The organism is Rhizobium sp. 32-5/1 (assembly GCF_029537235.1).
Lineage (GTDB): Bacteria > Pseudomonadota > Alphaproteobacteria > Rhizobiales > Rhizobiaceae > Pararhizobium.
This window is the reverse complement of sequence record NZ_CP120638.1, coordinates 2,659,344-2,685,303: the sequence shown is the minus strand read 5'-3', so window position 1 is coordinate 2,685,303 and position 25,960 is coordinate 2,659,344. Positions and strand designations below refer to the sequence as shown.

Here is a 25,960-nt window from a genome sequence, read left to right as displayed (position 1 = left end):
TCAACTTCCGCGTTAACGATACGACCTGAAAATTCAGCAAATTCCGTGACTTTTGCCGCGGCCTGCCCCAGATTGCCGTTAAGGATTTGTTAAGCGTCATCCGAAAGGCAGCCACCATGCGCGCATTTCAGCCATTGCATGCAACGAAAGTCTTGATCGCCCTTTGCCTTCTTGCGTTCTCTTTCGTCGGTTTCGCGGAAGCATCGGATCGCGGACGACACCACGGCAAGCAGCAAAACCACAGCCGCAATCACGACCGGCGGCCGGAGCTCCAGAGGCCGATTTACAACAAGGAACGCACGCGCGTCGACCGGCGGTATGTTCGTCGCGACTGGCGCCATCACGACCGGCGAGACGATCGTCGCATCGTCCGGAACCACCGGCGGCATGACCGCAATCATCGCAGGGACGACTTTCCGTCGAACATCCAGGGCGACGTTTACTTCGGTGGTCTTTCCGCATGGCGCGACGGTGCCAACGGCATCTATTTCAGCCGCGAAAATTATGGCTATGATGCCTACGGATATGACAGCGACATCAGTCGAGACGATTACCGCCGCCGGGGCAAGATCATTTATGTAAACCCGTCACGGCCGGATCGTTCCTGCTCCTACGAGGCCGGCGTCTGCGTCATCCGGCGTTGAACCGCCAGACCGTCGTCTTCTTGACCTCACTGTCTTCGAGCGCGCGCGTCACCTTGACCTCGTAGCTGGCCAAGGCCTGCATCCGGTCCTTGGGACAATAGGACCGGCCGGGATCGCCGACGATAACGATCACCCCACGTGCCGCAAGTTCTGCAAACCAGGGAATGAGTCGCTCAGTGAAAGCCTTGTCGTAGAACACATCGCCCGCCAGCAGAACCGCCGACCCGTCGTCCTTGCCGATCAGGTCCTCACCTGAAAAGCGGAGGTCGACCGCGTTAAGCGCTGCATTCAGTCGAACGGCGGTTTCCGCCCAGGGATCGATATCGGCCGCGAGAACGCTTGCCGCTCCTGCCTTCATCGCAGCAATCGCCACTAGACCAGACCCCGCGGCAAAATCGACCACACGCTTATCACGGACCAGTTCGGGGTGATCAAGCACATGCCGGGCAAGTCCCTGCCCGCCGGCCCAGGCAAAGGCCCAGAATGGCGGCGGCAGGCCAATTTCCTGCAGTTCGTCTTCCGTCTTCAGCCAGAGATCATGCGCTTCGCTTGCCAGATACAGCTGTATCTCCGGCACATGCGGCGGCGTCATGATGTCCGTATTGGCGCGGATGAAGGTTTCAGGATCGGTTTTCAAGACAGTTGGATCATCGCGGCGGATTATCCAACCCGCCGAGACGGCAGATTTCCAGATACTCCTCTTCCGTCACCGGCTGCACAGAGAGCCGCATCGACGTCACCAGAGCCATTTTCTCGAATTTCGGATTGGCCTTGATATCCTTCAGGGACACCGGTTTCGACAGATCGCAGATGGCGCGGATATCGACGCAATCCCATTTCGGATCCCCCTCTGCAGTAGAGTCCGGATGCGACAGCGCGCAGACCTCGGTGATCCCGACGATCTCCAGCCCCTCGTTCGAATGGTAGAAGAAGCCCTTGTCGCCGATCTGCATGGCCCGCATGTTGTTGCGCGCCAGATAATTGCGCACGCCGGTCCATTCGGTGCCCTTGTCGCCGGCGTCCTTCTGCATGGCCCAGGACCATTTGAAGGGCTCGGACTTGTAAAGCCAGTATGCCATGCCGCCTCAGGCCTCCGGATTGTTGAAGACCCAATTGTAGGGCTTGATCTCGACATAAGCGAAAAGCCCGGCCTTGGCGTATGGATCTTCCGCGGCGATGGCGCGGGCTTCCTCAATCGTTTCGGCCTTGAGGATGACCAGACTGCCGTTCGGCTTGCCATCACTGTCGAGGAACGGGCCGGCCATTGCGAGCTTGCCGTTGGTATTGAGGTCGGTGAGGAAGGCGACATGCGGCGGGCGGGTGTCCAGACGCAGTTGCAGTGCATTCGGCTTGTCGGTGCACAAAACGGCAAAAAGCATGACAGTCTCCTGTTTCAAAGGCTTCGATTTTATTCCTGAGTGATCGGCCGGGACATCAACTGTTCCAGCGCCGTCGGCACGTCAATCTTTCCGTCGATGATCGCGGCAACGGCCTGGGTTATCGGCATATCGACGCCGAGCCGCTCCGCCACCTGCGCCGCAACCGACGCGGCAAAGGCGCCCTCGACCAGTTCCGCCTTGCCTGAGGCGCTGCCGCGCTGGCCGAGCGTTATGCCGAAGCGCAGGTTTCGCGACTGGTGGCTGGTGGCCGTCAAAACGAGATCGCCGAGCCCGGACAAGCCCCGCACCGTATCGGGATCGCCGCCATGGGCGGATACGAAACGCGACATTTCCGCGAGCCCGCGCGAGATCAGCGCGGCACGGGCGGAATCGCCCAGGCCAGCACCTTCGACGATACCGCAGACTATCGCCAACACGTTTTTCAATGCGCCGCCAAGCTGCACGCCTATTCGGTCTGCGGACGGGTAGAGCCGGAAGGTCTTGCCCGAAAGGGCCTCCGCGAGAAACGATGCCCGTTCGATATCGGACGCGGCGACGACCATGGCCGTCGGCAGACCCTTGGCGATATCGGCGGCAAAACCTGGCCCCGAGAGAACACCGATGCGCTGGTGATGCAGTTCTGTTTCCAGCACCTCGGTCAGCATCCGTCCGCTGGCGCGCTCCATGCCCTTGGCACAGGTCACGACATCGATATCCCTGTCGATGAAGGCGGAAAGTGAACGCGCCGCTTCCTGCTGCGCCTGCGAGGGCATGGCGAAAAGCACGATGCCGGCGCCGGAAAGCACGGCCGGATCGACCGTCATCTTAAGCGTTTGCGGCAGTTCAATGCCGGGCAAAGCATCGTCATTGCGGCCGGTTTCGTTGAAGTCCTCAACCACGCTTTCGCGCCGCGCCAGAAGCACCACATTGGGGTTGCCGTTTGCGGCCGCAACGGCGGCCAGCGCCGTGCCGAAGGCACCGGACCCGACGACAACGATCTTCGGCGCATGATCCGTCATGATTTGGCTCCGCGTTTTCCCGATCCGATCAAGGCCTGCGCGTCGGCATCCAGCGGCCAGCGCGAGCGCGGCGCGACCTCAAGACCATCGGCGGGAAGGCCCGCCGCCATGCGCTCCGCTCCGGCCCAGGCGATCATCGCGGCGTTGTCGGTGCACAGGTCAAGCGGCGGCGCGAGAAACCGGAAACCATTGGTATCGCAGAGCTCCTGCAGGGTCGATCGCAGCACCTGATTGGCAGCGACGCCGCCAGCGACCACGAGTACGGGCTGCGTGCTCTGCCCGCTGAACTCAGCCTTGAAGCGCGCAAGGCCACGGCCGATACGGTCCTTAAGCGTCCGCGAGATCGCCTTCTGGAAGGAAGCGCAGATGTCTGCGATATCCTGTTCCGTTACCGGTTCGATCGATTGCGCCGCTTGGCGCACCGCCGTCTTCAGACCGGAGAAGGAGAAATCGAGCCGCGCTTCGCCAACCAGCGGCCGCGGAAAAACGAACCGGTCGGGATTGCCTGATTTCGCCGCCCGCTCGACGGCAGGCCCCCGGGGTAAGGCAGGCCCAGCAGCTTTGCCGTCTTGTCGAAGGCTTCGCCGAGCGCGTCGTCGATCGTCGTGCCCCAGCGCTCATAGTCGCCGATGCCCTTGATCAGCACCAGTTGCGTATGACCACCGGATACCAGCAGCATGAGATAGGGAAAGGCGAGATTATCCGTCAGCCGCGCCGTCAGCGCGTGGCCCTCGAGATGATTGACGGCATAGAGCGGCTTGCCGGACGCCCGCGCGATCGCCTTGCCGGTCATCAGCCCGACCAGCAATCCGCCGATCAGCCCCGGACCACTTGTTGCGGCAATCGCATCGATATCCTTCAAAGTCACGCCGGCGCGCATCAGCGCCTCCTCGATCAGCGTATCGAGCGCATCGACATGGGCGCGCGCCGCAATCTCCGGCACGACACCACCATAGGCGCTGTGCTCCTCCATCTGGCTCAGCACGACATCGCCCAGGATTGTGCCCTTGCCGTCGGCATCACGCGCAACGACCGAAGCGGCGGTTTCGTCGCAGCTGGTTTCGATGCCGAGGATAAGCAGGGGCGCGGACATGGGGCCGTTCACTCTAAAGATTGCGGTCGCCGGGAAAGGCGTTTACACGGAACCCGGTAACAACGGATCGCCATGGATGCAAACAAAACCTTTCCGGATCGGCACGCGCGGCAGCCCTTGGCGCTGGCTCAGGCACATGAGACACGCGACCGGCTGATGGCGGCGCACGGCATGGCGTTGGAGATGTTCGAGATCGTCGTGCTTTCGACCATGGGCGACAGGATTACCGACCGCTCGCTGTCCGAGATCGGCGGCAAGGGCCTTTTCACGCAGGAACTGGAAGACCTTCTGCTGTCGGAAGGCCTCGATTTCGCCGTGCATTCCTCCAAGGACATGCCGACGAAGCTGCCGAACGGGCTGTTTCTTTCCGCCTACCTCCCCCGTGAAGACATCCGCGACGCCTTCATCGGCCGGACCGCCGAGAAGTTGCTCGACCTGCCGAAAAACGCTGTCGTTGGTTCCTCCTCGCTGCGCCGTCAGGCGCTGATCCGCCGCCTGCGCCCGGATATCGAGGTAATCACCTATCGCGGCCTCGTCGATACCCGCCTGCGCAAGCTCGCCGAAGGACAGGTCGATGCGACGCTGCTTGCCTTTGCCGGCCTGAAGCGGCTTGGCAAGGAGAGCGTGCCGACAGAGATTATGGATCTGGATGCCTTTCCGCCAGCACCGGCCCAAGGCGCGATCTGCATCGAAAGCCGTGTCGGCGACGACAAAGTGAACCGGCTGCTCGAAGCGATCAATGATGCCCGCACCCACGAAACCGTCACCTGCGAACGCGCTTTTCTCGCAGCACTCGACGGCTCGTGCCGCACGCCGATCGCCGGTTACGCGGTCTCGGACGGCGATGCGCTGCGTTTTTCCGGCATGATTCTGACACCCGACGGCACCATGCACTACCGGATTTCGGCAGAGGGCAAGGCAAGTAATGCCGAAAGCCTGGGCCGAAAGGCCGGTGAGGAAATCCGCGTCATCGCCGGGGCAGAATTCTTTTCGAGCTGGACCTGATCCATGCGCATCCTCGTCACCCGCCCGCAACCGGCCGCTGAAAAGACGGCTGCGCGGCTGCGGGTGCTGGGGCATGAGCCGCTTGTTCTTCCCCTGACGAAGGGCATTTCCGAGCCTGACGCCGTTCGCGAAGCCCTACTGCAAGAACGCTTCACCGCGCTGGCGCTGACCAGCGCCCAAGCAGTGCATACTTTGGCATTGCTGGCGGGCGACCTTGCCCCTTATCTCGATATCCCGGTCTTCTGTGTGGGTGCAGCGACGGCCAACGCGGCGGGTCTGCTGGGCTTCCGCAAGATTATCACAGGGCCGGGTACCGGCGAGGGCCTTGCAGAACGGATCGCTGTAGAGCTTGCCGCAGATCCGAAACTCCGGATCCTGTATCTTGCCGGGGATCCACGCTCGCCGGAATTCGAGGCCGGTCTTCATCGCCTTGCAGTCGACTTCAGAGTGACCCAAATCTACCGCATGGTGCCTTTGGACAACGCCGAGCATCGGCTGCAATCAATTCTGACCAAGACACCGCCAGATGCCGTGCTGCTTTATTCCAGCGAAACGGCCCACCGATTCCTCAATCTGCCCTCCGCAGACGACTTAACCGACTTGCGTTATCTCTGCCTTAGCTCCGCCATTGCCAGCATTCTTCCCGCCACGATACGGAATGTCGCGGTTGCCGCCACGTCTGACGAAGACAGCCTGTTAAGGCTTCTCTAAAAAGGTTTTGCGCCTAATCGCAGCCAAGGGGCTTTCCCTAGGCCACCTGCGTGTCTAGGTTTAGGGCTGGACCGCGAATTTATGCAATGCAATTCAACGGGAAGAGATGATCATGGTACCCGAAACCCCGCCGCGCCGTTCGAAAGCTGAGCAGGAGCCATTGACGATCGAGCTGGAAGCCAACAGCCCGGCACCGGATCAGGTTGATAGCGCGGCCGTTCCCGAAACGCCGGCTGAAGAGCCTGTCGCCGCATCGGAAAACGTAGCTGAGCCTGCTCCAGCGGACGACACGGCCGAAAATATCGAGAGCAGGGACAGCGACGCGAGGGCTGAATCCGCATCCGCGGCCTTTGCGGAAGAGCCGGCTCGTGTCGAGGAACCGGTGCAGAATGCAGGCAGCCCGGCAAAACCCGCATCGAATGCGGGCGCTCTGGCAGCCGGTATCGTCGGCGGTTTGATTACGCTTCTTGGCGCAGGCGGCCTGCAATATGCCGGCATTCTGCCATCGCTCACGCCGGAGAGCGGCAGCAATGTCAGCCAAGCGCTGGCCGCAGACGTCGAGGCACTCAAGGCTCAGCTGGCCTCGACCTCGCAAACGTCGGCCCCGATCGATCTAGCGCCCCTCGAAACGCGCCTCGCCGCCCTCGAAAAGGCGGCCACGGAGACCGGCAGCGGCACGGCAGCCGATGTGTCTGGGCTTGAGGCCAGCATCAGCAATCTGACCAATGAACTCGCCGCCCTGAAATCCGGACTCGCGGATGCGCAGGCTTCGACGCAGACGGCGACCACCGAACTATCGACCCGCATCGACGCTGCGGAAAAGAAGATTGACGAGCCCGCAAGCGACGTGCAACTGGCCCGCGCCGTTGCCGTGACGGCTCTGAAGACCGCGATCGATCGCGGCGGGCCATTCCTCGCCGAACTCGACGCCTTGAAGAGCATCGCCGCCGCCGATCCGGCCGTGACGGGGCTTGCCGACGATGCCGCAACTGGCGTTGCCTCGCGTGCCGACATGGTGCGTGATTTCCCTGCAGTCGCCGACGCAATGCTGGAGGCGACCACATACAAGGATCCGAACCAGGGTATCTTCTCGCGGCTGATCGACAGCGCATCGTCCGCCATCCGGGTTCGCCCGGTCGGCAGTGTAGAGGAGAAGGCCCGGCTGCCGTCGTGGCGCGGATCGAGAACAAGCTGACCAATGGCGATTTCAAGGGCGCAAGCCTCGAATGGCAGGCGCTGCCGGAAGAAGCCAAGACGGCGGGTGCCGATTTCAAGACGAAGCTCGACCAGCGTATCCGCGTCGAGGGGCTGATTGACGGTGCTGTGGCCGGCGCGATGACCAATCAGGGCTGAGGAAAGAATTTGATGATCCGTATTCTGTTTTTCATCCTCATCATTCTGGCGCTGGGCGCCGGTTTCTCCTGGCTTGCCGATCGTCCGGGCGAACTCTCGCTGATCTGGCAGGGACAACGCATCGAGATGAGCCTGATGGTGGCGGCAACGCTGCTCGCCTCGCTGATCGCTGCAGTCCTCATCACCATCTGGATCATTCGCGTCGTCTGGCTTTCGCCGCATTCGATCTCCCGTTATTTCCGCGCCCGCAAGCGTGACCGTGGTTATCAATCGCTGTCGACCGGCTTGATCGCCGCCGGTGCCGGGGATGCCAATCTGGCCCGCAAGATGACAGCGCGCACAAAGGGCCTGCTCAGCGCCGATCAGGAACCGTTGATCCACCTCTTGGAGGCACAGACGGCGCTGATCGAGGGCAAGTATGACGACGCCCGCAAGAAATTCGAGCTGATGGCCGACGATCCCGAAACCCGTGAACTCGGCCTGCGCGGGCTCTATCTCGAAGCAAAGCGGCTGGGTGCCAATGAGGCCGCCCGGCAATATGCCGAACGCGCCGCTGACAAGGCGCCACACCTTCCCTGGGCTACGCTTGCCGCGCTCGATTATCGCGGCCAGACGGCCCAGTGGGACGAAGCCATCCGCCTTATCGACCAGAGCCGCGCTGCCCATGTGCTGGACCGCAAGGAAGCCGACCGCAAGAAGGCCGTGCTTTTGACGGCTCGGGCTTCCGACAAGCTGGAAGCCGATCCAAAGGGCGCACGCGATGACGCGACCGCTGCGCTGAAACTGGCGGAAACACTTATGCCTGCCGGCCTGATTGCCGCAAAAGCCCTGTTTCGCGAAGACAATCTGCGCAAGGGCGCGTCGATTCTCGAAAAACTCTGGAAGCACGAGCCGCATCCGGAAGTGGCGCGTCTCTATGTTCGCGCCCGCAACGGTGATTCGGCACTCGACCGGCTGAAGCGCGCCAACAAGCTCGAAGCCCTGAAGCCAAACAACGCCATATCGCTGGCAACCGTTGCAGAAGCCGCACTCGAAGCGCGCGAACTGTCGCTTGCCCGCAGCAAGGCAGAAGCCGCGGCACGGCTTGCACCAAGCGAAAGCGTGTTCCTGCTGCTTGCCGATATCGAAGAAGCCGATACCGGTGACGATGGCCGCATTCGCCACTGGATGAACCAGGCGCTGAAGAGCCCGCGTGACCCGGCCTGGACGGCAGACGGTGTGACTTCACCGGATTGGCTGCCGGTATCGCCGGTCAGCGGCCAGCTCGACGCTTTCGAGTGGAAGGCTCCGGTCAGCCAGCTCTCGGGACCAGTCGAAGAAGGTACCCTCAGCAGCATCGATGCTGCCATCCGTGCCTTGCCGCCGGTCTCCACCACCCCGGTAGTCTCCATTACCCCCGTCCGGGTGGAAGAAGAACCGCTCAAGCCGCAGGTTGTTGAAGTTGTGGAGGAAATGCCCGATCCGCAGCCTGTGACGACTACGGTCGTACAACAGCCTGTCGTAAAAGCGGAAACCAGCATCGAGATCGAAAAACCACCGGAAACGGTCATCACCGATGCGGTCGGCGAGCGGAAAAAACCGGAAGCATCGGTAACCGAACCTTTCTTCGGCCATGCGCCCGACGATCCGGGCGTCCGGAAAGACAAGCCGCTTGAAAAAACGACATTCCGCCTTTTCTAGTTTGTTGAGTTCCCAATTTTTGGATCACCATGTTTGAACGATTTCGTGCTTTTCTCGAAAGCCTGACGGAAGCTTCATCTCCAACTGTGATCGAGGCCGGCGATCCCCGCATTGCCGTCATGGCGCTCTGCATCCAGGTAATGGATGCAGACGGGGAAACAGTGGATTCGGAGCGCAAGAAGGTGCGAAGCATGATCAAGGATCATTACCAGCTCGACGATCAGACGCTGGATGCCCTGATCGCCGCTGGCGAGACTGCGGAAAGCCAGGCCATCGATTTCTTCCGCTTCACCTCCGATATCAAGCGTCACTTTTCCGAGGAGCAGCGGATCGATCTGATCGGCATGCTATGGGAAATTGTCTATGCGGACGGGAAACGCAGCGAGATGGAAGACCATGTGATTTGGCGGATCGCCGATCTTCTCGGCGTATCCGGACGGGACCGGATCATCAAGCGCCAGGAAGTGGCGGCAAAGCTCGACGTCGTGGAGGAAACAGGGGCGGGGCAACAGGAAACGTAAGGCGACATGCTTTTCGACCACCGCGATACCAAGAGGCCCGTCCTCATCATTCTGCATCAGGAGCGCTCAAGCCCGGGCCGTGTCGGGCAGTTGCTCCTGGAAAAGGGCCTGAACCTCGATATCAGGCGGCCGGTCCTCGGAGACCCCCTGCCCGCCACGCTTGAAGCCCACTCCGGAGCCGTCGTTTTTGGCGGGCCGATGAGCGCCAATGACGATGATGACTATGTGCGCCGGGAAATCGATTGGCTGTCCGTGCCGCTGTCCGAAAATCGCCCGTTCCTCGGCATCTGTCTTGGTGCCCAGATGCTGGTCCGCCATCTCGGCGGCACCGTCGCGCCGCATCAGGAAGGCCTGACCGAAATCGGCTGGTATCCGCTTCAAGCGACGGAAAAGGGGCGCGCCCTGCTCGACTGGCCTGATATGGTCTACCAGTTCCACCGGGAGGGCTTCGATTTGCCAAAGGGTGCCGAGCTTCTCGCGTCCGGGCGGTATTATCCCAATCAGGCCTTCCGGTACGGCGAGAATGCCTGGGGCATCCAGTTCCATGGCGAACTGACCCGGGCCATGATGCACCGCTGGGTCGTGCATGGCGCACACAGGTTCGAACTGCCGGGTGCCCAGATGGGCAAGGCCCATCTCGATGGGCGCTTGCAGCACGATGGCCCGCTACGCGCCTGGATGGATAATTTTCTCTCCTGATCTTCCAGCGCAGGGGCGAGAAAACGTCAGCCTGATCTTATGGCGGCGGTTAAAGCACCGCCGTCAGATCGGCGGCTTCCGGCCGTTCGATCACATGGGCCGGCGCATCGAGCGAATCGATTTTGCGCAACTGCGGAAAACCCAACGCCCAGACAACCGAGACGGCCAGCGTTCCGAGACCGCCGATGACGACCGCTGGAACTGCGCCGATCACATGCGCCATGGTTCCGGCGCGAAACTCGCCAAGCTCGTTCGAAGCGCCGACGAAGACCATGTTGACGGCATTGACACGGCCGCGAACCGCGTCCGGCGTCCACAGCGCGATCAATGTCTCGCGGACATAAACGGAGATCATGTCGGCAGCGCCCATCAGCATCAGGGCTGCAATCGACAGCCAGGCAACTTCCGACAACCCGAAGACAATCGTTCCGACACCGAACAAGGCAACCCCCGTGAACATCAGCACGCCCGCGTGGTGGCGGATGGGATAGGTCGCCAGCAGGACGGCGACGATGATGGCGCCGATACCCGGCGCGGCGCGCAAGAGGCCAAGTCCGAGCGGGCCGAGCACGAGGATTTCGCTGGCAAAAACGGGCATCAATGCCACGGCACCGCCGAGCAGGACGGCGAAAAGATCAAGCGAGATTGCCCCCAGCACGACCTTTTCCGAGCGGATGAAGCGGAAGCCGGCAAGAATAGACGACCAGCTGGTTGCTTCACGCAATGTCCGCTGCACCGGCTTTTCGATCATCAGAACGAGAATGGATGACAGCACCAGAAAGCCGAGCGCCACCGAATAGGCAACGACAGCACTTGCCCCATAGAGCAGCCCGCCGGCGACCGGCCCGAGAATGGCAGCCGTCTGCCAGGACGATGAATTCCACGCGACGGCATTTGACAGGTCCTTCGTCGGAACGAGATTCGGCGCCAGCGATTGCACGGCCGGCGCCATGAAGGCGCGTTCGATGCCGAAGACGATCAGGATCGCAAAGACCGGCCAGGGTGAAAAAGCATCGGCGATCGTCAGCGCCAGAAGGGCGGCCGCGCAGAGCGCACTGATGACCATGCAGATCGACACGATGGCCCGGCGATTGTAGCGGTCGGCAACAGAGCCGGTCACCAAGATGAGAACCAGCGCCGGAAGAAACTGGAAGAGCCCGATCAGGCCGAGATAGAGCGTGTTTTGCGTCTGCTCGTACATCTGCCAGCCGACAGAGACACTGACGATCTGGATCGCAAACGAGGCAAGGAAGCGGGCGAAAAAGAAACGAGTGTAGGAGATATGGCGGAAAGCGGCGAACCGGTCTTCGCCTTGAACGAGGGACATGCGGCAGTCTCTTTCTTTCGGGATGCGGCAGGCCGCCAGCCCCATTAAACATGTTTCGACCGGTACAAAGGCTCGGACTTGCCGGTTTACGCGGCAATGTCTACATGTCTGTCAACAACGAATTGGAGACTGGCATGATTGCTGTCATTGGCACACTGAACTTCATTATCAACATCGCGTGGTTCCTGATCATCGCATCAGCCATTTTTTCCTGGCTCTACGCTTTCAACGTGATCAACGTGAACAACCAGGCGATCAACATGATCGGGCGCTCGCTGTATCAGCTGACCGAGCCGCTCTACCGCCCAATCCGCCGCATTTTGCCGAACATGGGCGGTGTTGACCTTTCGCCGCTGGTCGTTCTGGTCATTCTGTATTTCCTGCAGCTCTTCCTCAACACGACGATCGCACCGGCTCTGCTCGGCGTGAACTGATCGCCGACGGTTGTCAGCTTGAATTATGACGCGGGCAGCTATCGGCAAGAGCCCGAAACAAAAACACCTCCGGATCGACCGAGCCGGAGGTGTTTTTTGTGAGGTCGTTAGATAGAAACGCTTATTTCTTGACTGTCTTGGCGCGCTCGATCGCCTCGACGATCAGCTGGCGGGCCGTGTCGGCATCCTTCCAGCCGAAGATCTTCACCCACTTGCCGGGCTCCAGATCCTTGTAATGCTCGAAGAAGTGCTCGATCTGCTGCAGGGTGATTTCCGGCAGGTCGGTATAATCCTTCACCTTGTCATAGCGCTTTGTCAGGTGATAGCTCGGCACGGCGATGATCTTCTCGTCCTTGCCGGAATTGTCTTCCATCATCATCACGCCGATCGGGCGGACATTGATGACGCAACCAGGCACCAGCGGGCGGGTCGACGCGATCAGCACGTCGATCGGGTCGCCGTCATCGGACAGAGTGTGCGGCACGAAACCGTAATTGCCCGGATAGGTCATCGGCGTGTAGAGGAAGCGATCCACAACCAGCGTGCCGGCTTCCTTGTCCATTTCATACTTGATCGGATGGCCACCGACGGGCACCTCGACAATGACGTTGATATCTTCCGGTGGATTTTTTCCGATGGAAATTGCGTCAATACGCATAGGTGTCTCCCAGATCAGCAGTAAAAGCTGGAAATCCGATAAAGCGAAACATGCGGCAACGCAACACGACTTTCGCTACCGAGCCGAAATTGGTCAATCGGAACGGATGAGTCTGTCAATCACGGCACACGCGAGCCAAGGCCGGCGAACCGTCCCATCATGCGCCCGACTGGGCGTGTTCAGTCCCATATATAGCCGATTTTCTTGAGGTTCTTCTCGCCGAAATCTTCCATACCCTCGCATAGGTCCCGTCCGCCGGCAGAACGGAAGAAACGGTCGGCATGATGGCTGTCCTCGAGGCACCAGACGACCAGCCCCTTGCAGCCGAGCGAACGCAAAAGGCTTTTGGCTTCCCCGAACAGGATGCGACCCAGTCCGATCCCCTGATATTCCGGGCGGAAGTAGATTTCGTAGATCTCGCCCTCCTGCGGCAGGGCGCGGGCGCGGTTCAGACCAAGCGTCGCATAGCCTGCAATCACCCCCGCGACATCGACGACCAGAAGCGTCGCCGGTCCCCGTGTTGCCTTACGCCACCAACTCTCATTGCGGCGGTCGACCATCTGGTTCAAGGGTTTGTGCGGAATCAGCCCCCCATAGGCCTGCAGCCAAGAGACGCGGTGAACATCCGAAATTGCGAAGGCGTCTCTCGGCTCCCCCGGACGGACATCAATTGATAGTGTTTTCATAGCGAAACTCTAGACTCGTGCCGCACCTACAGGAATCCCATGCAGCCACCGATGTTCGACTTCCCACAGGTGACTTTTGGGGAGCATGATCAAAAGTTAACGCTTTTTAACTTTTGCGGCAAGCGCGAAAAATCCGGCACGCACAGAAAATCCCGGCGAGGCCCATCCGCGCGTCACAACAATTGGATCTTTACGGAAAACGATCAAGCGTGAACGAAACGCGGAACCTTTTTCAGGTCGCGCGTTGTCCAGCGTCCGGTGTGCGTGTGTTTATCCCAGGCAGATCGGTTTTAAACCCCTTCGATCCACTTTTGCATCAGGTCCGTAACGGGCTTCATGTCAGGCCGATAATCACGATATAGGGCGCTTCCCTCACGCGTCAACGGCAAGACAGAGAAATGCCCAACACTGATCGACGGAACGCTCAAACGGCACCGCGGTGCCCTGTCAGGAGTAGCCTATGAAGAATCTCTCTGCAGACCGGCGCATGATCAAGATTGCCATGGCCGCCCCCTACCTGGAGCGCCATGAAGAACAGGCTTTGGCTCACGCCTGGAAGGACAATGACGATCAGGACGCGCGCAACAAGATCGCCATGGCCCATATGCGCCTGGTGATTTCTATGGCAGGGAAATTCAGGAATTTCGGCCTGTCGATGAGCGATCTAATACAGGAAGGCCATATCGGCCTTCTAGAAGCTGCGGCTCGCTTTGAACCCAGCCGCGAAGTGCGCTTCTCCACCTATGCAACCTGGTGGATCCGGGCTTCCATGCAGGATTATGTCCTGCGCAACTGGTCGATCGTACGCGGCGGCACGAGTTCTGCCCAAAAAGCTCTGTTCTTCAATCTCCGCAGGTTACGCGCTAAACTCGCACAGGGCGATCGGCAACTGACCGCGCAGGCAATTCACGAGGAAATTTCCGTGGCGCTGGGCGTCAGTTTGTCCGACGTCCAGACCATGGATGCGCGGCTTTCCGGCAACGACGCTTCCCTTCAAGCGCCGATTTCAACAGGTGGAGAGACCGACGGCGGCGAGAAACTCGACCTGCTCGCCTGCAACGCCCCCTGCCAGACGAACAGGTCAGCGAGATGATCGATCAGGAGCGGCGCCGGCAATGGCTGGGCAACGCTCTCGAACAGCTCAACGAGCGTGAAATGAAGATCATCCGCGCCCGCCGCCTCTCCGATGAAGGCGCGACGCTCGAAGAGCTCGGGGTCAATCTTGGTATTTCCAAGGAACGCGTCCGCCAGATCGAGACACGTGCGCTGGAAAAGCTGAAGGTCGCGCTTGTTGCGCAGGCGCCAGTTCTAGCGATAATGGCGCACTGAAGGCATGCGATAGATAGAGACGTACCAAGCCTGCGGATTTAGCGGGCTTGGTACGTCGGAACGACAGGTTTGGGCCTCTGCTGAAACGCCCTATTCGGAAATGATCTTGACCTTATCACCCGGCTTGACAGTCGAGGTGACCTGCATGGCATTGATCAACCGGAAAAGATCGAGCTTACGATCCGTTCCCATCATACGCGCCGACAGCGTAGCCGGTGTATCGCCGGGTTTCGCGACTAGGATGCGCACCCGCAAGGGCTTCAATGCAGCCGTTTCCTGCGGCGTCATCCGCCGGAACGAGGCCCTCAATGCATTTGCCGTCGGCTCCAACGCGGGAGAATCCTTGGGTACGGCGGTGAGGAAGCGATAGATCTGGGTATCGATGCGCATCACGGTCACGTCGAAATCCCAGCGGTCGGCGGAAGCCCGAGCGATTGCTGCCTCCAGGCCATTGATCGTGGTCGGCCGGATCGTATCTGGCTGCAGGCCGGTGACCCAACCACTGGCAATATACTCCGTCAGGCTGCGGCGCTTCGGATCGGCGACACCGTCAAAGCGGATGGCGATATCACCCGGCCCAGTTGCAAGTACAGCTTCCGCCTTGTTGTCGATCTGGAAGCCGTTCGGCACGTCGAAGCGGATGCCGAGCTTGCCATGCAGGAATGTTTGGCCGCGGACATAACCTTCCTGGGGGCTATCGCCATAAAGAAGCCCGTCGATGCCGGCCAGATAATAGTCGCGACCTCGATCGCCCGTCGCGCCTTCGGGGCCAAAAGCCCGTGCGTGACGGCGTGCCAGATCGACGCGTTGCGGTGCGTTCGGATGGCTGGACAGGAAGTCGAGGCTCTGGTCGGAATCCGGATCGACCGAGGAATAGCGGGCATAGGTAGCCATGGAATCCAGGAAGCGGGCGGCGGCATAGGCATCGTACCCGGCCTCGCCTAGCATGCGCACGCCGATCACGTCTGCCTGAAGTTCCTGATTGCGTGAGAATGCTGCGAGACGCAGTTTGCCGCGGGCAAGCGCCTGCTTGCCGGCGAGATCGCTCGAAAGAACCTCGGAGACCACACGGCTGGCAATGACCTCCGCCTCTTCGCGCTGCTGACGCTCGAGGCCGTGATTGGCCGTGACGTGTGCCATTTCGTGGGACAGCACGGCGGCAACTTCCGAGGCATCATTGGCAAGTGCCAGCAGGCCGCGCGTCACGTAGAGATAGCCACCTGGCAACGCAAAGGCGTTGATGGCAGGCGAATTGAGAATGGTAATGCGGTAGGACTGGTTCGGATTTTCCGAAACGGCCGTCAGCGCCCCCGCGATGCGGGCGACAAGACGCTCGGTGCGTGCATCCTTGTATTCGCCACCATAACTCGCCACGATGCGCGGGTGCTCCCGTGCTCCGACCTGGGCCCGCGGGTCGTTCTTCTGGACCTCATCGACGATCTGCGGATTTTGCGAGGGCGATACGCTCGGTTCATAAGTCTGCTCGACAAGCGACTGGCATGCGGGCAGCAGCAGACAGGCCAGCAATCCGGCCGTGGCACGCAGAGCGCCGCCAGTCCGTCTGGCCGGGAGCGCGCGTTCTATGCCTGTCTTCCTGTTCATCCCTCAGCTCGTCCCAGTCTCTCGTGCCAGCCCTGAAAGGGCTCGCGGCATTCATCCTGCCGCAAATTCGCTATTCATAACAGCCGAGTAAATAGTCGCAGCGACCGTTTCTGCAATGGCCCTGCTGTAACCCATTCCCGCCGTTCGTGCCTAGCATACACCTATAGAAATAGTTGCCGCGTGGCATCACGGCAACGGACACGGGAAACCAGAACCATAGGCCCGCCGCAATCCGGGCCGTCGCACGGGCCGACGTTTAAATTGTGGCAAAGGCTGGAAGTTTGCCGCTCGGGACATTCAATTGCCCAAAAACGCGTTGATTGCCGGGTCATCGCGCCGAGCCAGGAATTCAGTCGTCGGCTGATGCGCGACGATCCGCCCGCCATCCAGGAAGACCACGCTGTCGGCGAGCCGCCTGAGGTCATCGGGATGATGGGTGATGATCAGGATCGTGTTTTGCTCCTGGTCGTGCAGATCGAGCAGAAGCTGGCTCATCCCGGCGCGCAAGCCGGGATCAAGGGCCGCAAAAGGTTCATCGAGCAACAGGATAGGTTTGCGCCTGACCAGCGCGCGCGCCAAGGCAACCCGCTGCCGCTCGCCGCCGGAAAGCGTCGGCGGCAGGCGCTTGCCAAACCCTTCCAGCCCGACGCGCATCAGAGCGCCGGCGATCTTGCCGCGCTCCTTGACCCCGAGGCGCAGCGCGGGACTGATACCGAGACCGATATTGGTAGCAACGTCCAGATGCGAAAAAAGATTGTGGTCCTGAAAGATCACCGAGACCGGTCGTTCGGATGGCCCAGTTTCCTTCACATTCTCGTCGAAGATTTCGACCCGTCCTGCGTCCGGCGTTTCAAAACCGGCAATGACGTTGAACAAAGTCGATTTTCCCGAACCGGAAACTCCGACGATCGCAGCGATCTCACCGCGCCTGATAGTGCAATCAAACTGCAAATGCGCATTCGGATAGCAGACATGGACATCTCTAAGGCCAATCGCCGAACCTGTATTTTCAGCGTCTGCCATCGATATCCTCATCCCCACGTTCCCGTGTTTGCGCGGCCGTTCCGAAAATTGTCAGAAGAAGGCAGACCAGCCCCAGAAACAGCGCCAGCCCGGCCGCGTCCGTCGAGCGATAGCTGCCCATCCGGCTGTAGAGCAGCCAGGGCAGAGTGACCATATCCTGCGAACCAAAAAGTGCAACGGCCCCGAGATCACCGAGAGACAGCGCAGCGGCAAACGACATCGCCATCAGGATCGGCTTGCGAAGGCCCGGCCAGTCGATGGCCCGCCAACGGTTCCATCCGCCAAGACCAAGGCTTGCGGAAAGCCGCGCGGTTCGCCCCCAATGGGTTTCCATGGCTGGCTGGAGAACCCGATAGACAAAGGGCAAGGCCATCAGGACGTTGATGATGATGACCAGGAAGGGCGCGAAACGGCTGACGTCGCCGAAAGGCCGCAACAGCAGGAACCAGCCGGACCCTAGCACAACCGGCGGCACGAGAAGAACAAGCGACGTCGAGACGGACACCGATGCGGCCAGCCCGCGCGCCGCGGTTCCCGGCCTGCGCGGTGAAAGCGCCATTTGCCGCGCGCGGATCATCGCCGCCGTTCCCCCACACAAAACACGGCTGAACACAGAGCGATCGCAAGGCTCGTCACAAGCCCGCGCTGCACCATCGGATCAAGGGCAAGGCCGGAAAGATCCGCCAGCAAGCCCGAGACGACAACGGAGCCAAGCGGCAGCAGCGTGAAGATCGCCGCAAGACCGATCACCGTAAAATCGCCCATTCTTCTGACACCGACACGGCCATCGAAACGACGCACATTCCGGCCGGAGGTCGGGCCATCAGCCGATGGCGGCGCCAGTCGCCGCAGGGTAAGCAGAAGCAGGCCGGTGATCGCGATCTGCAGCAGCGAGAGCGCGATCGCGCGCGGCGGATCGAAATCGAAGCGCAGCGCCTGGTAGATCGCCACCTCGATCGTGCTTGCCGCTGGTCCGCCGCCCAGCGTCAGCACCAACGTGAAACTCGTAGCACACAGCATGAAGATCAGGCTGGCAATGCCCGGCAAAAGACCGCGAATAACAGGCCACTCGACAAAACGGAAAATCGACCAGGACCGCATGCCGAGATTGGCGCCGACAAGCCAGTATTCGCCTGGTATGCGCTCAAGGCCCGTGAGCATCAGCCGGACGGCAAGCGGCATATTGAAGAAGACATGGGCCAGAAGAATTCCGGAAAGCCCGTAGATGCTGACCGGCTGCTCAAGCCCCAGCCATGCCAACCCGCCATTGAGAACACCCTGCCGTCCCCAGATGCCGATCAAACCCAGCGCTGCAACCAGTGCCGGCAGCCCGAGCGGTAGCGCCATCAGCCGGATGACCCAGACGCGACCGGGAAAGCGACTTTGCCGCGCCAAAGCCCTTGCCACGGGAATGGCGAGAAGCACCGAAAGGCCGGTCGAAAGTGTGGCTTGCAACAGGGTGAACCGCGTGACCCGCCAGATATAGGCATCGAAGGAGACGGTTCGCGCTGCTCCCGCCTGCTCAAATGTCACGAGCGCAAGGGCCGCAAGGGCAACGAACAGCAGAATGCCGACGAGGCAGAGCGCCCCGGCGGCCAGCGTCAATCTGCGTTCAATGCCCCCATCGCGACTCAGTTCATGCTCATGGCGGCGAGCCACTCGTCGATCCAGGCCTTGCGGTTGGACGCAACATCCTCCGACGACATCAGGAAGGTCTTCGCCGGCTGGACGAGCTTGCCGAATGCCTCCGGCAGCGGCGCGTCCAGGGGGCCAACGGGCATCATCCAGTTGGTTGTCGGGATGATCGTCTGGAATTGCGATCCGATGACAAAGGCCATGAACTGCTTGGCAAGTGCTGGGTCCTTGGCAGTCTTGATCATGCCGGCTACCTCGATCTGGATATAGTGGCCTTCCGAAAACGCGGCCGCCTGATAACGATCCGTATTTTCCGCAACCATATGATAGGCCGGCGACGTCGTATAGGACAGAACCATGGGCGCCTCGCCTTTCGTGAACAGGCCATAGGCTTCCGACCAGCCGGGCGTGACGGTCAGAACTCGGTCCTTGAGCTTGGCCCAGGCAGTTCCTGCCTCATCGCCATAGACCGACTTCACCCAGAGCAGCAGGCCGAGACCGGGCGTCGACGTGCGCGGATCCTCGATGACGATCTTCTGCGACGGATCGCCTTCGACAAGGTCCTTGAGGCTGGTGGGCGGCGTCTTGATTGTCTCGGTGTCGTAGATCACGGCGAAGTGGCCATAATCATAGGGCACGAAGACATCATCGGAGAAATCACCCGGAACCTTGACGGCCGAAACATCCAGCCCATGCGGCACAAAAAGGCCGGTCGCCTTGGCTTCAGAGATAAGGTTCGTATCGAGACCAAGTACGATATCCGCCTTGGTTCCCTCCCCTCGAGCTTCAACCGGGTCAGCAGTTCGACGCCATCGGCGACACCGACATAGTTGACCTTGCAGGCGCATTGCTTTTCGAAGGCTTCGGCGACCTTGGGGCCAGGTCCCCATTCGCTGACGAAACTCTCATAGGTATAAACAACGAGGACTTTTTCCTGCGCGGCCACCGGACCGGCAGACACCAACGCGGCCAGAGCCGCTGCCATCGAGAGAAGTATCTTGCGCATCGGCGCCTCCTTTAAACATCCAAAATTGGGAAGAGGGCGCTGAATTGAGCCGTCTAATCCCTCCGCCGGTACAAACCGGATCAGGTTCTGCGGGTCGGCTTTCGCCTCTCAGCCCATTGTCCGACATTCGAACCAGGCACCCCGTTAGAGCGAGATGAGATTTAGATGGGAGTGAAATGCTTGGCAAGGGGCAAGCGCAGTCTCCCTACCCCTTGGCAGACGGCAGGCGAACGGATTTGAGAAGCACAGCCGACACCAGCGCAACCGCCGCTATACCCGCCGCCGTCAGGAAAAGCGGGTGGAAGGCAGCCGTATAGCTTGCAGCAACCGCCTGCTGCACCGACGCGGGCAAGGCGGAGAGCATGGCCGGTGTCAGCTTTTCGATATCCTCGACCCCGGCAATGACGCCGCCGTGCCGCGCCAGGCCCGCCGCGATCGTTGCGCCATAGAGCGAGATCGCGATCGATGCACCGGCCATGCGCGACAGGGTGACGGCACCTGTCGCTGCTCCGACATCGCCGCGCGACACCATGTTCTGCACGCCGGTGATCGGCACCTGTTGGCCAAGACCGATGCCGATACCGTGGAAACCCATTGCGAGGGCAATCAAGACGATCGGCGTGCCGGGATGAATCAAGGTGAACAGCAGCATGGCGATGACGGCCATGCTGGCGCTTGCAATGGCAAAAGGCTTGTAGCGACCGGTCATAGAAATCATCCGGCCGGCGGACAGCGAACCGCAGACGATACCGCCCGTCAGCATGATGAACAGTAGCCCGGCCGACGACGGTGAAAGACCGGTGGTGGTTTGCAGGAACAATGCGAAATAGTTGACCATGCCGATGCCGATCGCGCCGCTTGCCAGCGAAATGACGAGAAACAGGCTGAAGGACGGATTGGCAAACAGCGACAGTGGTACGATCGGCTCCGGCGCGCGGCGCTCGACCAGCACCCAGGCGATTGCACAGACCAGGCCGAAAGCAATGACGGACAGGCCGCCCGGCGACAGAAGCGAGCCGAACAGTTCCGGGCCATCGGCAAGCAGCACGACACTGGTGACAGCCCCCGCCAGAAGCAAGGCACCGGCATAATCGATCTTCGGTTGCCGCGTCGGTCGGCGATAGGGCAGGAAGACGAACAGGCCGGCAAGGACAATGGCGCCGATGGGGATATTGATCAGGAAGATCGAGCGCCAGCCGAAAAGGTCGCTCATCGTGCCGCCCAGCACCGGACCGATAGCGCCCGACGCCATCAGCATCAGGCTGGAATAGCTCTGGTAACGGGCGCGCTCCCGCGGCTCGAAGAGATCGGCATTGATCGAAAAGATCGAGACCATGATGCCGCCGCCGCCAAGCCCCTGAAACACACGGGCAGCGATCAGCGTATTCATCGAGACGGCCAGGCCGCAGGCGATCGACCCTAGCGTGAAGATCGTCACGGCTGCGATCATCACATATCTTCGGCCGAAGAGATCACCAAGCTTGCCGTAGAGCGGCATCACCGCGCAGGTGGCGAGCAGATAGGAAGATCCGATCCAGCCGAAACGCTCCATCTGGCCGAACTCGCCGACGATCGTCGGCAGGGCGGTGGAGACAATCTGGTTGTCGAGCGTGGCCATGAACAGCGCAGCCATCAGGAAGCCGAAAAGTGTCAGTCGGAGCGCCTTGCTCGAAACGAGCGGCGCCGGGGTGGTTTGCATGTCCATAGGGAAGATCCGATTGCGTTTATCAAATTATGTGCTATTAGCATATCAATGTCAACGGCACATTTATGTGTAACGCATATTCCATCTTCCTGAATGGCCACCGTCTTGCTATTGTGATGCGATGGAACACGCAGCTTTGAAAACCGAGCCCCCTGCAGACACTGATGAAGCCGAGGCGAACCGTGCCGCGATCGGCCGTTCGATGGGCCGTTGGCGTCTGCTGATCGGACGGCGCGTATTGGCCCGCCTTGCCATCAAGAATGTCGCACCGGATCTCGAAATTACCCATCTCGACGTGCTAGATGCCGTATCGCGCGGCGAGCCGGAGGGCGAAGTGACCGTCGGCACGATCGCCGAACTGATGATGATCGATCCCTCCCGCGCCAGCCGCATTGTCGCCGATATGGTGGCGCGCGGCGCACTCCGGCGCGAAGCCTCGCAGACAGACGCACGGCGCATCATCGTCGTCATGACCGATCTCGGACGACAGCTGATGTTCGAGGTGAAGGCGGTCAAACGCGGTGTCATCGAGAGCATCCTCTCCGACTGGCCGGAGGAAGACGTCGCCGTCTTTTCCGGTCTCTTCGACCGTTTCGTCACCGGTTTCGAGAAGGTCTATCTGGCACGCGAGAAAGAGGCTCCGCAAACGCCGCCCGGAAAGCCTGAAGCCTGATCCCGCACAGTTTATGCAAAAGCGGCAAATCGGCCGGAACCTCTTCCCCTCATCCCCCTGTTTAAGCTATGGCCTTGCGCCATGAACGAACGGGACGCCATGACAGAGCCGGCCTTTGCAATCCTGATGGGCGGCGAACTGACGCCGACCAAACGGCTGCGGCGGCATATCGACGGAATGCGTGTGATTGCGGCCGACGGCGGCATGCGGCATGCAAAAACCCTCGGCGTGACCCCAGAGCGCTGGTTGGGCGATTTCGATTCCACCCCTCGGGCGCTGATTGAGCAATGGCCCGGCATCGAGCGGGAGCCCTACCCGCCAGCCAAGAACGAGACCGATGGCGCGATCGCCGTCAGTGCTGCGCTGGAGCTTGGCGCAAAAAGCTGCTTCTGGCCGGTGCGCTTGGTGGCGAACGCAGCGACCACGCCTTCATGCACCTGCTGCATGCGGCAAAGCTCGCCGAAGACGGTATCGACGTGCTTCTGACTTCCGGCGAGGAAGAGGCCTATCCGCTGCTGCCCGGCAGCCGCACCATTGACCTGCCGAAAGGCAGCCTTTTCTCGATCCTCGGGCTCGATACGCTGACAGGGCTGACCATCGCCAATGCCCGTTACCCGCTCACCGATTTCCATCTGCCGTTCGGTTCCTCGCGCACGATATCCAATGTCGCCGAAGGCGCCGTCCGCTTTTCCTTTCCTCAGGCCGCGCAATCATTCTCGCCCGGCCTTATGACCTTTCGGGAGCCTGATCTTGGCGCCACCCATTCTGAAACTCGATGACATCTTCCTGTCCTTCGGCGGCACGCCGCTGCTGGCCGGCGCAAACCTGCAGGTCGAGCCCGGCGACCGCATCTGCCTGGTCGGCCGCAATGGCTCGGGCAAATCGACCCTGATGAAGATGGCAGCCGGCCTTGCCGAGCCGCAGACGGGCGAAATCTTCCGCCATCCCTCGACAACGATCCGCTATCTCCACCAGGCACCGGATTTCGAGGGCTATGACACCGTGCTTGCCTATGCGGAAGCCGGCCTTGGCCCGAGCGACGATCCCTACCGCGTCGCCTATCTGCTCGAACATCTGGGCCTGACCGGCGAGGAAGATCCGGCGCAGCTTTCCGGCGGCGAAGCCCGGCGTGCGGCCCTTGCCCGCGTCATGGCGCCGGAGCCTGATGTCCTGCTGCTCGACGAACCGACCAACCATCTCGACCTGCCGACCATCGAATGGCTGGAAGGGGAACTGATCAAGAGCCGCTCGGCGCTTGTGGTCATCTCCCATGACCGTCGCTTCCTCGAAAAGGTTTCCAATGCCACCGTCTGGCTCGATCGCGGCCAGTCGCGCCGGCTCAACCAGGGTTTCGCCTTCTTCGAAGCCTGGCGCGACAAGATGCTGGAAGAGGAAGAAATCGAGCAGCACAAGCTCGGCAAGGAAATCGAGCGCGAGGAACACTGGCTGCGCTACGGCGTCACCGCGAGGCGCAAGCGCAACATGCGCCGGCTGGGCGCGCTTCAGGACCTGCGCGCCAAACACCGCGGCCACAACGGCCCGCAGGGCTCGGTGCAGGCGACCGTCTCCGACGCGCGTGATTCCGGCAAGCTTGTCATCGAGGCCGAAAAGATCACCAAGGCCTATGGCGACCGCACCATCGTTGCCCCGTTTTCGATCCGTGTGCACCGCGGCGACTGCATCGGCCTCGTCGGCCCGAACGGCGCCGGCAAGACGACACTCCTGAAAATGCTGACCGGGCAGATCGAGCCGGACGAAGGCTTAGTCAAGCTCGGAACCAATCTCGAGATCGCCACGCTCGACCAGCGCCGCGAGGACCTGAACCTCGAGGATACGCTGGCCCACTATCTCACCGACGGCCGCGGCGAAAACCTTTTGGTCAACGGCGAACAGCGCCATGTCACCGGCTACATGAAGGAGTTCCTGTTCCAGCCCGAGCAGGCCAGAACTCCGATCAAGAACCTGTCCGGCGGCGAGCGCGCCCGGCTGATGCTGGCCCGCATTCTCGCGCGCCCGACCAACCTTTTGATCCTCGACGAGCCGACCAACGACCTCGACATCGAAACGCTGGATCTGCTTCAGGAAATCGTCGCCGGCTTTTCCGGCACCGTCATCCTCGTCAGCCACGACCGCGACTTCCTAGACCGCACCGTCACCTCGACCATCGCACCGGCCAACCCGGATGCGCCGGATGGCCGCTGGATCGAATATGCCGGCGGCTATTCCGACATGATGGCGCAGCGCAAAGGCATGGCCGACGAAAAGAAGCGAGCCGACAAGGCGGAGAAAGCCAGATCCTCCGACGCCGGCGGCTCAACCGCCACACCCAAGACCGCCAAGGGCAAACTGTCCTTCAAGCAGAAATTCGCGCTCGAAAACCTGCCGAAGGACATGCAGAAGGCCGAAGCCGAAATCGCCAAACGCGAAAAGGAAATGGCCGACCCAAACCTCTTTGCCAAGAACCCCACCCGCTTCTCCGCGCTCGCCACCGAGATGGAAAAACTGCGCGCCTCGATTGCGAAGATGGAAGAAGAATGGCTGGAACTGGAAATGTTGCGCGAAGAAATCGAGGGATAAAATGCTGGCAGGGCAACCTGCCGGCTCATCCTACCAATAAGCCGTACCGTCGCATTGGTCGAAGAAGGAGAGCTATCATCAAATGGAAGCGCCGCAACGGCTAAAGACGAAGCCTCATACGGCTCAAAAACCGCAATTGCATCGGCGATAAAGTCCGGAAGAGAAAATGGAGCGGGTGAAGCGATTCGAACGCTCGACCCCAACCTTGGCAAGGTCATGGTCTAGGGTATCTGTAGGTATCCTAAGGGGTATGCGGCTCCGATTAACCGGCTGACTTCATTTAATATTTGCCATTTTTTGGGTATATGGGTATAAGAGCGGGTGCAATAATGGTGCTACCCCTGTGCTACCCGGAGCGTGAATGTCATCCCCGAACAAAGTGAAAATTACGGACGTCGTCGTCAAGGGCGCATCGCTCCCGCAGGCAAAATCCGAAGTGATTATCTGGGATACTGAAGTGACCGGCTTCGGTCTTCGTATCCGCGGCACCTCCAAAAGCTACATCGTCAGCTATAGGCCGTCGGGTGCCGGCCGGGCCGCCAACATGAAGAAGGTCAAGATCGGCGGTCCCGACACGATTAAGACAGCCGCCGAGGCTCGCAAGATCGCCTTTGCGATGTTGGGCAAGGTCGCGGCCGGCGGCGACCCGGCCCGCGATAGAGCGGAAAGTCGGCGCAGCGAAAAAGCCAGGATATCCGACCTTCTCGACACGTATGAGCTCGACTTGAAGCGGCGAAAGTATGTCGCGACAAGCATGGTTATGAGCCTTCTCCGCCGGCGTCTGGCGGCTCATCTCAGCAAAGACGTCCGCGAGATGAAGGGGTCCGACTTCGCAGCGATTATCAAGAAGCTGGAGCGGGAAGGTCAGAACGGCGCCGCCGATGCGTTCAGATCCCGCTGCAGGACGTTTCTGGGCTGGTGTGTGTTTGAGCAGAAGGTCTTGGACAGCAATCCCCTTGCCGGCTACCAGAAGGGGCGAGGCACGCGCCAGGAGAAGCTTGAAAAGGAACAGCACGGACGGGCGTTGAGTGACGCTGAACTGCTGAAGGTTTGGAAGGCCGCCGATCCCGATCAAGTGTTTGGTCGCTACATCCGCTTCTTGATCCTTACTGGCTGCCGCCGCAGCGAGGAGCCGGCCTTCTCCGAGAAATGTTGAACAAGGCGGCCTCGGCGATCGATCTGCCCCCACGTTCACCAAACA

The 25,960-nt window shown here is 60.7% G+C and carries 21 protein-coding genes, 6 pseudogenes and 1 riboswitch; of the genes and pseudogenes, 14 read left to right on the top strand and 13 right to left on the bottom strand.

All coding sequences use genetic code 11. The features are described 5' to 3' along the window. Nucleotides 1-116 precede the first annotated feature (116 nt). Nucleotides 117-644 carry a hypothetical protein gene (locus tag P6U16_RS13690; protein ID WP_277701029.1) on the top strand — a complete coding sequence of 176 codons (528 nt, stop codon included), beginning with the start codon at nt 117-119 and terminating at the stop codon, nt 642-644. Here P6U16_RS13690 and P6U16_RS13685 read toward each other — a convergent pair. The 5 genes and pseudogenes from P6U16_RS13685 to tsaD all read right to left on the bottom strand — a co-directional run bounded on the left by P6U16_RS13685 (nt 631) and on the right by tsaD (nt 4,015). Then, entirely contained in the window at nt 631-1,281 is a 651-nt protein-coding gene (locus tag P6U16_RS13685; RefSeq protein WP_277701028.1) for a methyltransferase, read from the bottom strand. The two genes, P6U16_RS13690 and P6U16_RS13685, sit on opposite strands and share 14 nt — an antisense overlap. A gap of 10 nt (nt 1,282-1,291) precedes the next feature. After that, nucleotides 1,292-1,723 carry an EVE domain-containing protein gene (locus P6U16_RS13680; RefSeq protein ID WP_277701027.1) on the bottom strand — a complete coding sequence of 144 codons (432 nt, stop codon included), beginning with the start codon at nt 1,721-1,723 and terminating at the stop codon, nt 1,292-1,294. 6 nt (nt 1,724-1,729) lie between these two features. Further along, nucleotides 1,730-2,023 carry a YciI-like protein gene (locus P6U16_RS13675; RefSeq protein WP_277701026.1) on the bottom strand — a complete coding sequence of 98 codons (294 nt, stop codon included), beginning with the start codon at nt 2,021-2,023 and terminating at the stop codon, nt 1,730-1,732. A gap of 29 nt (nt 2,024-2,052) precedes the next feature. Continuing rightward, nucleotides 2,053-3,042 carry an NAD(P)H-dependent glycerol-3-phosphate dehydrogenase gene (locus P6U16_RS13670; protein WP_277701025.1) on the bottom strand — a complete coding sequence of 330 codons (990 nt, stop codon included), beginning with the start codon at nt 3,040-3,042 and terminating at the stop codon, nt 2,053-2,055. Next, nucleotides 3,039-4,015, bottom strand: a pseudogene (tsaD, locus tag P6U16_RS13665) (tRNA (adenosine(37)-N6)-threonylcarbamoyltransferase complex transferase subunit TsaD). Before tsaD ends, P6U16_RS13670 begins: the two are co-directional and overlap by 4 nt. 196 nt (nt 4,016-4,211) lie before the next feature. On the opposite strand from tsaD, the pseudogene hemC reads away from it, so the two are divergent. From hemC to P6U16_RS13630, 7 genes and pseudogenes are all read left to right on the top strand, one after another. Beyond that, nucleotides 4,212-5,140 (top strand): annotated as a pseudogene (gene hemC / locus P6U16_RS13660) (hydroxymethylbilane synthase). 3 nt (nt 5,141-5,143) lie between these two features. Then, nucleotides 5,144-5,851, top strand: a complete 708-nt coding sequence (locus tag P6U16_RS13655; protein ID WP_277701024.1) for a uroporphyrinogen-III synthase — start codon at nt 5,144-5,146, stop codon at nt 5,849-5,851. A gap of 112 nt (nt 5,852-5,963) precedes the next feature. Then, nucleotides 5,964-7,046: a hypothetical protein gene (locus P6U16_RS13650; RefSeq protein ID WP_277701023.1), complete on the top strand. Its 1,083-nt coding sequence runs from the start codon at nt 5,964-5,966 to the stop codon at nt 7,044-7,046. After that, on the top strand, nt 7,022-7,204 hold the full coding sequence (locus tag P6U16_RS13645; RefSeq protein ID WP_277701022.1) for a hypothetical protein: 183 nt from the start codon (nt 7,022-7,024) through the stop codon (nt 7,202-7,204). The genes P6U16_RS13650 and P6U16_RS13645 overlap by 25 nt, the downstream gene beginning before the upstream one ends. Before the next feature lie 12 nt (nt 7,205-7,216). Next, complete coding sequence (locus P6U16_RS13640) at nt 7,217-8,884, top strand: heme biosynthesis protein HemY (protein WP_277701021.1); 1,668 nt, start codon at nt 7,217-7,219, stop codon at nt 8,882-8,884. A 29-nt stretch (nt 8,885-8,913) separates the two neighbouring features. Further along, nucleotides 8,914-9,405, top strand: a complete 492-nt coding sequence (locus P6U16_RS13635; protein WP_277701020.1) for a TerB family tellurite resistance protein — start codon at nt 8,914-8,916, stop codon at nt 9,403-9,405. A gap of 6 nt (nt 9,406-9,411) precedes the next feature. After that, on the top strand, nt 9,412-10,104 hold the full coding sequence (locus tag P6U16_RS13630) for a glutamine amidotransferase (protein WP_277701018.1): 693 nt from the start codon (nt 9,412-9,414) through the stop codon (nt 10,102-10,104). Nucleotides 10,105-10,153: 49 nt separating this feature from the next. On the opposite strand, the gene P6U16_RS13625 is transcribed toward P6U16_RS13630, so the two are convergent. Then, nucleotides 10,154-11,431 (bottom strand): MFS transporter, encoded by a 1,278-nt coding sequence (locus tag P6U16_RS13625; RefSeq protein ID WP_277701017.1) that lies wholly within the window; start codon nt 11,429-11,431, stop codon nt 10,154-10,156. Between the two features lie 134 nt (nt 11,432-11,565). Between P6U16_RS13625 and P6U16_RS13620 the strand changes: the two genes are divergently transcribed. Further along, nucleotides 11,566-11,865 carry a YggT family protein gene (locus P6U16_RS13620; RefSeq protein WP_277701016.1) on the top strand — a complete coding sequence of 100 codons (300 nt, stop codon included), beginning with the start codon at nt 11,566-11,568 and terminating at the stop codon, nt 11,863-11,865. A gap of 121 nt (nt 11,866-11,986) precedes the next feature. Here P6U16_RS13620 and ppa read toward each other — a convergent pair whose 3' ends face one another. Next, nucleotides 11,987-12,523, bottom strand: coding sequence for an inorganic diphosphatase (gene ppa / locus P6U16_RS13615; RefSeq protein WP_277701015.1), 537 nt, complete (start codon nt 12,521-12,523; stop codon nt 11,987-11,989). A 179-nt stretch (nt 12,524-12,702) separates the two neighbouring features. Beyond that, nucleotides 12,703-13,209 (bottom strand): GNAT family N-acetyltransferase, encoded by a 507-nt coding sequence (locus tag P6U16_RS13610; protein ID WP_277701014.1) that lies wholly within the window; start codon nt 13,207-13,209, stop codon nt 12,703-12,705. 460 nt (nt 13,210-13,669) lie between these two features. Between P6U16_RS13610 and P6U16_RS13605 the strand changes: the two are divergent. Continuing rightward, a pseudogene (locus P6U16_RS13605) lies at nt 13,670-14,538 on the top strand (RNA polymerase factor sigma-32). Between the two features lie 90 nt (nt 14,539-14,628). On the opposite strand, the gene P6U16_RS13600 reads toward P6U16_RS13605, so the two are convergent. The 5 genes and pseudogenes from P6U16_RS13600 to P6U16_RS13580 all read right to left on the bottom strand — a co-directional run bounded on the left by P6U16_RS13600 (nt 14,629) and on the right by P6U16_RS13580 (nt 21,509). Beyond that, complete coding sequence (locus P6U16_RS13600; RefSeq protein ID WP_277701013.1) at nt 14,629-16,140, bottom strand: M48 family metalloprotease; 1,512 nt, start codon at nt 16,138-16,140, stop codon at nt 14,629-14,631. 297 nt (nt 16,141-16,437) lie between these two features. Further along, entirely contained in the window at nt 16,438-17,163 is a 726-nt protein-coding gene (locus P6U16_RS13595) for an ATP-binding cassette domain-containing protein (RefSeq protein ID WP_277701012.1), read from the bottom strand. Continuing rightward, nucleotides 17,150-18,768 (bottom strand): annotated as a pseudogene (thiP, locus tag P6U16_RS13590) (thiamine/thiamine pyrophosphate ABC transporter permease ThiP). Before thiP ends, P6U16_RS13595 begins: the two are co-directional and overlap by 14 nt. Before the next feature lie 26 nt (nt 18,769-18,794). Further along, nucleotides 18,795-19,783 (bottom strand): annotated as a pseudogene (gene thiB, locus P6U16_RS13585) (thiamine ABC transporter substrate binding subunit). Between the two features lie 61 nt (nt 19,784-19,844). Beyond that, nucleotides 19,845-19,958: riboswitch (TPP riboswitch) on the bottom strand. A 51-nt stretch (nt 19,959-20,009) separates the two neighbouring features. Further along, the gene (locus P6U16_RS13580) at nt 20,010-21,509 is read right to left on the bottom strand and encodes an MDR family MFS transporter (protein ID WP_277701010.1); all 1,500 of its coding nucleotides are present in this window, start codon (nt 21,507-21,509) and stop codon (nt 20,010-20,012) included. Nucleotides 21,510-21,645: 136 nt separating this feature from the next. On the opposite strand from P6U16_RS13580, the gene P6U16_RS13575 reads away from it, so the two are divergent. The 4 genes and pseudogenes from P6U16_RS13575 (at nt 21,646) to P6U16_RS13560 (ending at nt 25,915) form a co-directional block, all read left to right on the top strand. After that, nucleotides 21,646-22,182: a MarR family winged helix-turn-helix transcriptional regulator gene (locus P6U16_RS13575; RefSeq protein ID WP_277701009.1), complete on the top strand. Its 537-nt coding sequence runs from the start codon at nt 21,646-21,648 to the stop codon at nt 22,180-22,182. A 99-nt stretch (nt 22,183-22,281) separates the two neighbouring features. Then, nucleotides 22,282-22,930 (top strand): annotated as a pseudogene (locus P6U16_RS13570) (thiamine diphosphokinase). Nucleotides 22,931-22,932: 2 nt separating this feature from the next. Beyond that, nucleotides 22,933-24,759, top strand: a complete 1,827-nt coding sequence (locus tag P6U16_RS13565; RefSeq protein ID WP_277701008.1) for an ABC-F family ATP-binding cassette domain-containing protein — start codon at nt 22,933-22,935, stop codon at nt 24,757-24,759. A 361-nt stretch (nt 24,760-25,120) separates the two neighbouring features. Further along, nucleotides 25,121-25,915: an integrase arm-type DNA-binding domain-containing protein gene (locus P6U16_RS13560; RefSeq protein WP_277701007.1), complete on the top strand. Its 795-nt coding sequence runs from the start codon at nt 25,121-25,123 to the stop codon at nt 25,913-25,915. Nucleotides 25,916-25,960: the final 45 nt, after the last annotated feature.

Bases quoted from the DNA above. Each gene is read 5' to 3' on its own strand.
- P6U16_RS13690 (WP_277701029.1), top strand. From the start codon at position 117: ATGCGCGCATTTCAGCCATTGCATGCAACGAAAGTCTTGATCGCCCTT.
- P6U16_RS13675 (WP_277701026.1), bottom strand. From the start codon at position 2,023: ATGCTTTTTGCCGTTTTGTGCACCGACAAGCCGAATGCACTGCAACTG.
- P6U16_RS13620 (WP_277701016.1), top strand. From the start codon at position 11,566: ATGATTGCTGTCATTGGCACACTGAACTTCATTATCAACATCGCGTGG.
- P6U16_RS13640 (WP_277701021.1), top strand. From the start codon at position 7,217: ATGATCCGTATTCTGTTTTTCATCCTCATCATTCTGGCGCTGGGCGCC.
- P6U16_RS13560 (WP_277701007.1), top strand. From the start codon at position 25,121: ATGTCATCCCCGAACAAAGTGAAAATTACGGACGTCGTCGTCAAGGGC.
- P6U16_RS13595 (WP_277701012.1), bottom strand. From the start codon at position 17,163: ATGGCAGACGCTGAAAATACAGGTTCGGCGATTGGCCTTAGAGATGTC.
- P6U16_RS13680 (WP_277701027.1), bottom strand. From the start codon at position 1,723: ATGGCATACTGGCTTTACAAGTCCGAGCCCTTCAAATGGTCCTGGGCC.
- P6U16_RS13670 (WP_277701025.1), bottom strand. From the start codon at position 3,042: ATGACGGATCATGCGCCGAAGATCGTTGTCGTCGGGTCCGGTGCCTTC.
- ppa (WP_277701015.1), bottom strand. From the start codon at position 12,523: ATGCGTATTGACGCAATTTCCATCGGAAAAAATCCACCGGAAGATATC.
- P6U16_RS13655 (WP_277701024.1), top strand. From the start codon at position 5,144: ATGCGCATCCTCGTCACCCGCCCGCAACCGGCCGCTGAAAAGACGGCT.
- P6U16_RS13600 (WP_277701013.1), bottom strand. From the start codon at position 16,140: ATGAACAGGAAGACAGGCATAGAACGCGCGCTCCCGGCCAGACGGACT.
- P6U16_RS13650 (WP_277701023.1), top strand. From the start codon at position 5,964: ATGGTACCCGAAACCCCGCCGCGCCGTTCGAAAGCTGAGCAGGAGCCA.
- P6U16_RS13635 (WP_277701020.1), top strand. From the start codon at position 8,914: ATGTTTGAACGATTTCGTGCTTTTCTCGAAAGCCTGACGGAAGCTTCA.
- P6U16_RS13630 (WP_277701018.1), top strand. From the start codon at position 9,412: ATGCTTTTCGACCACCGCGATACCAAGAGGCCCGTCCTCATCATTCTG.
- P6U16_RS13625 (WP_277701017.1), bottom strand. From the start codon at position 11,431: ATGTCCCTCGTTCAAGGCGAAGACCGGTTCGCCGCTTTCCGCCATATC.
- P6U16_RS13610 (WP_277701014.1), bottom strand. From the start codon at position 13,209: ATGAAAACACTATCAATTGATGTCCGTCCGGGGGAGCCGAGAGACGCC.
- P6U16_RS13580 (WP_277701010.1), bottom strand. From the start codon at position 21,509: ATGGACATGCAAACCACCCCGGCGCCGCTCGTTTCGAGCAAGGCGCTC.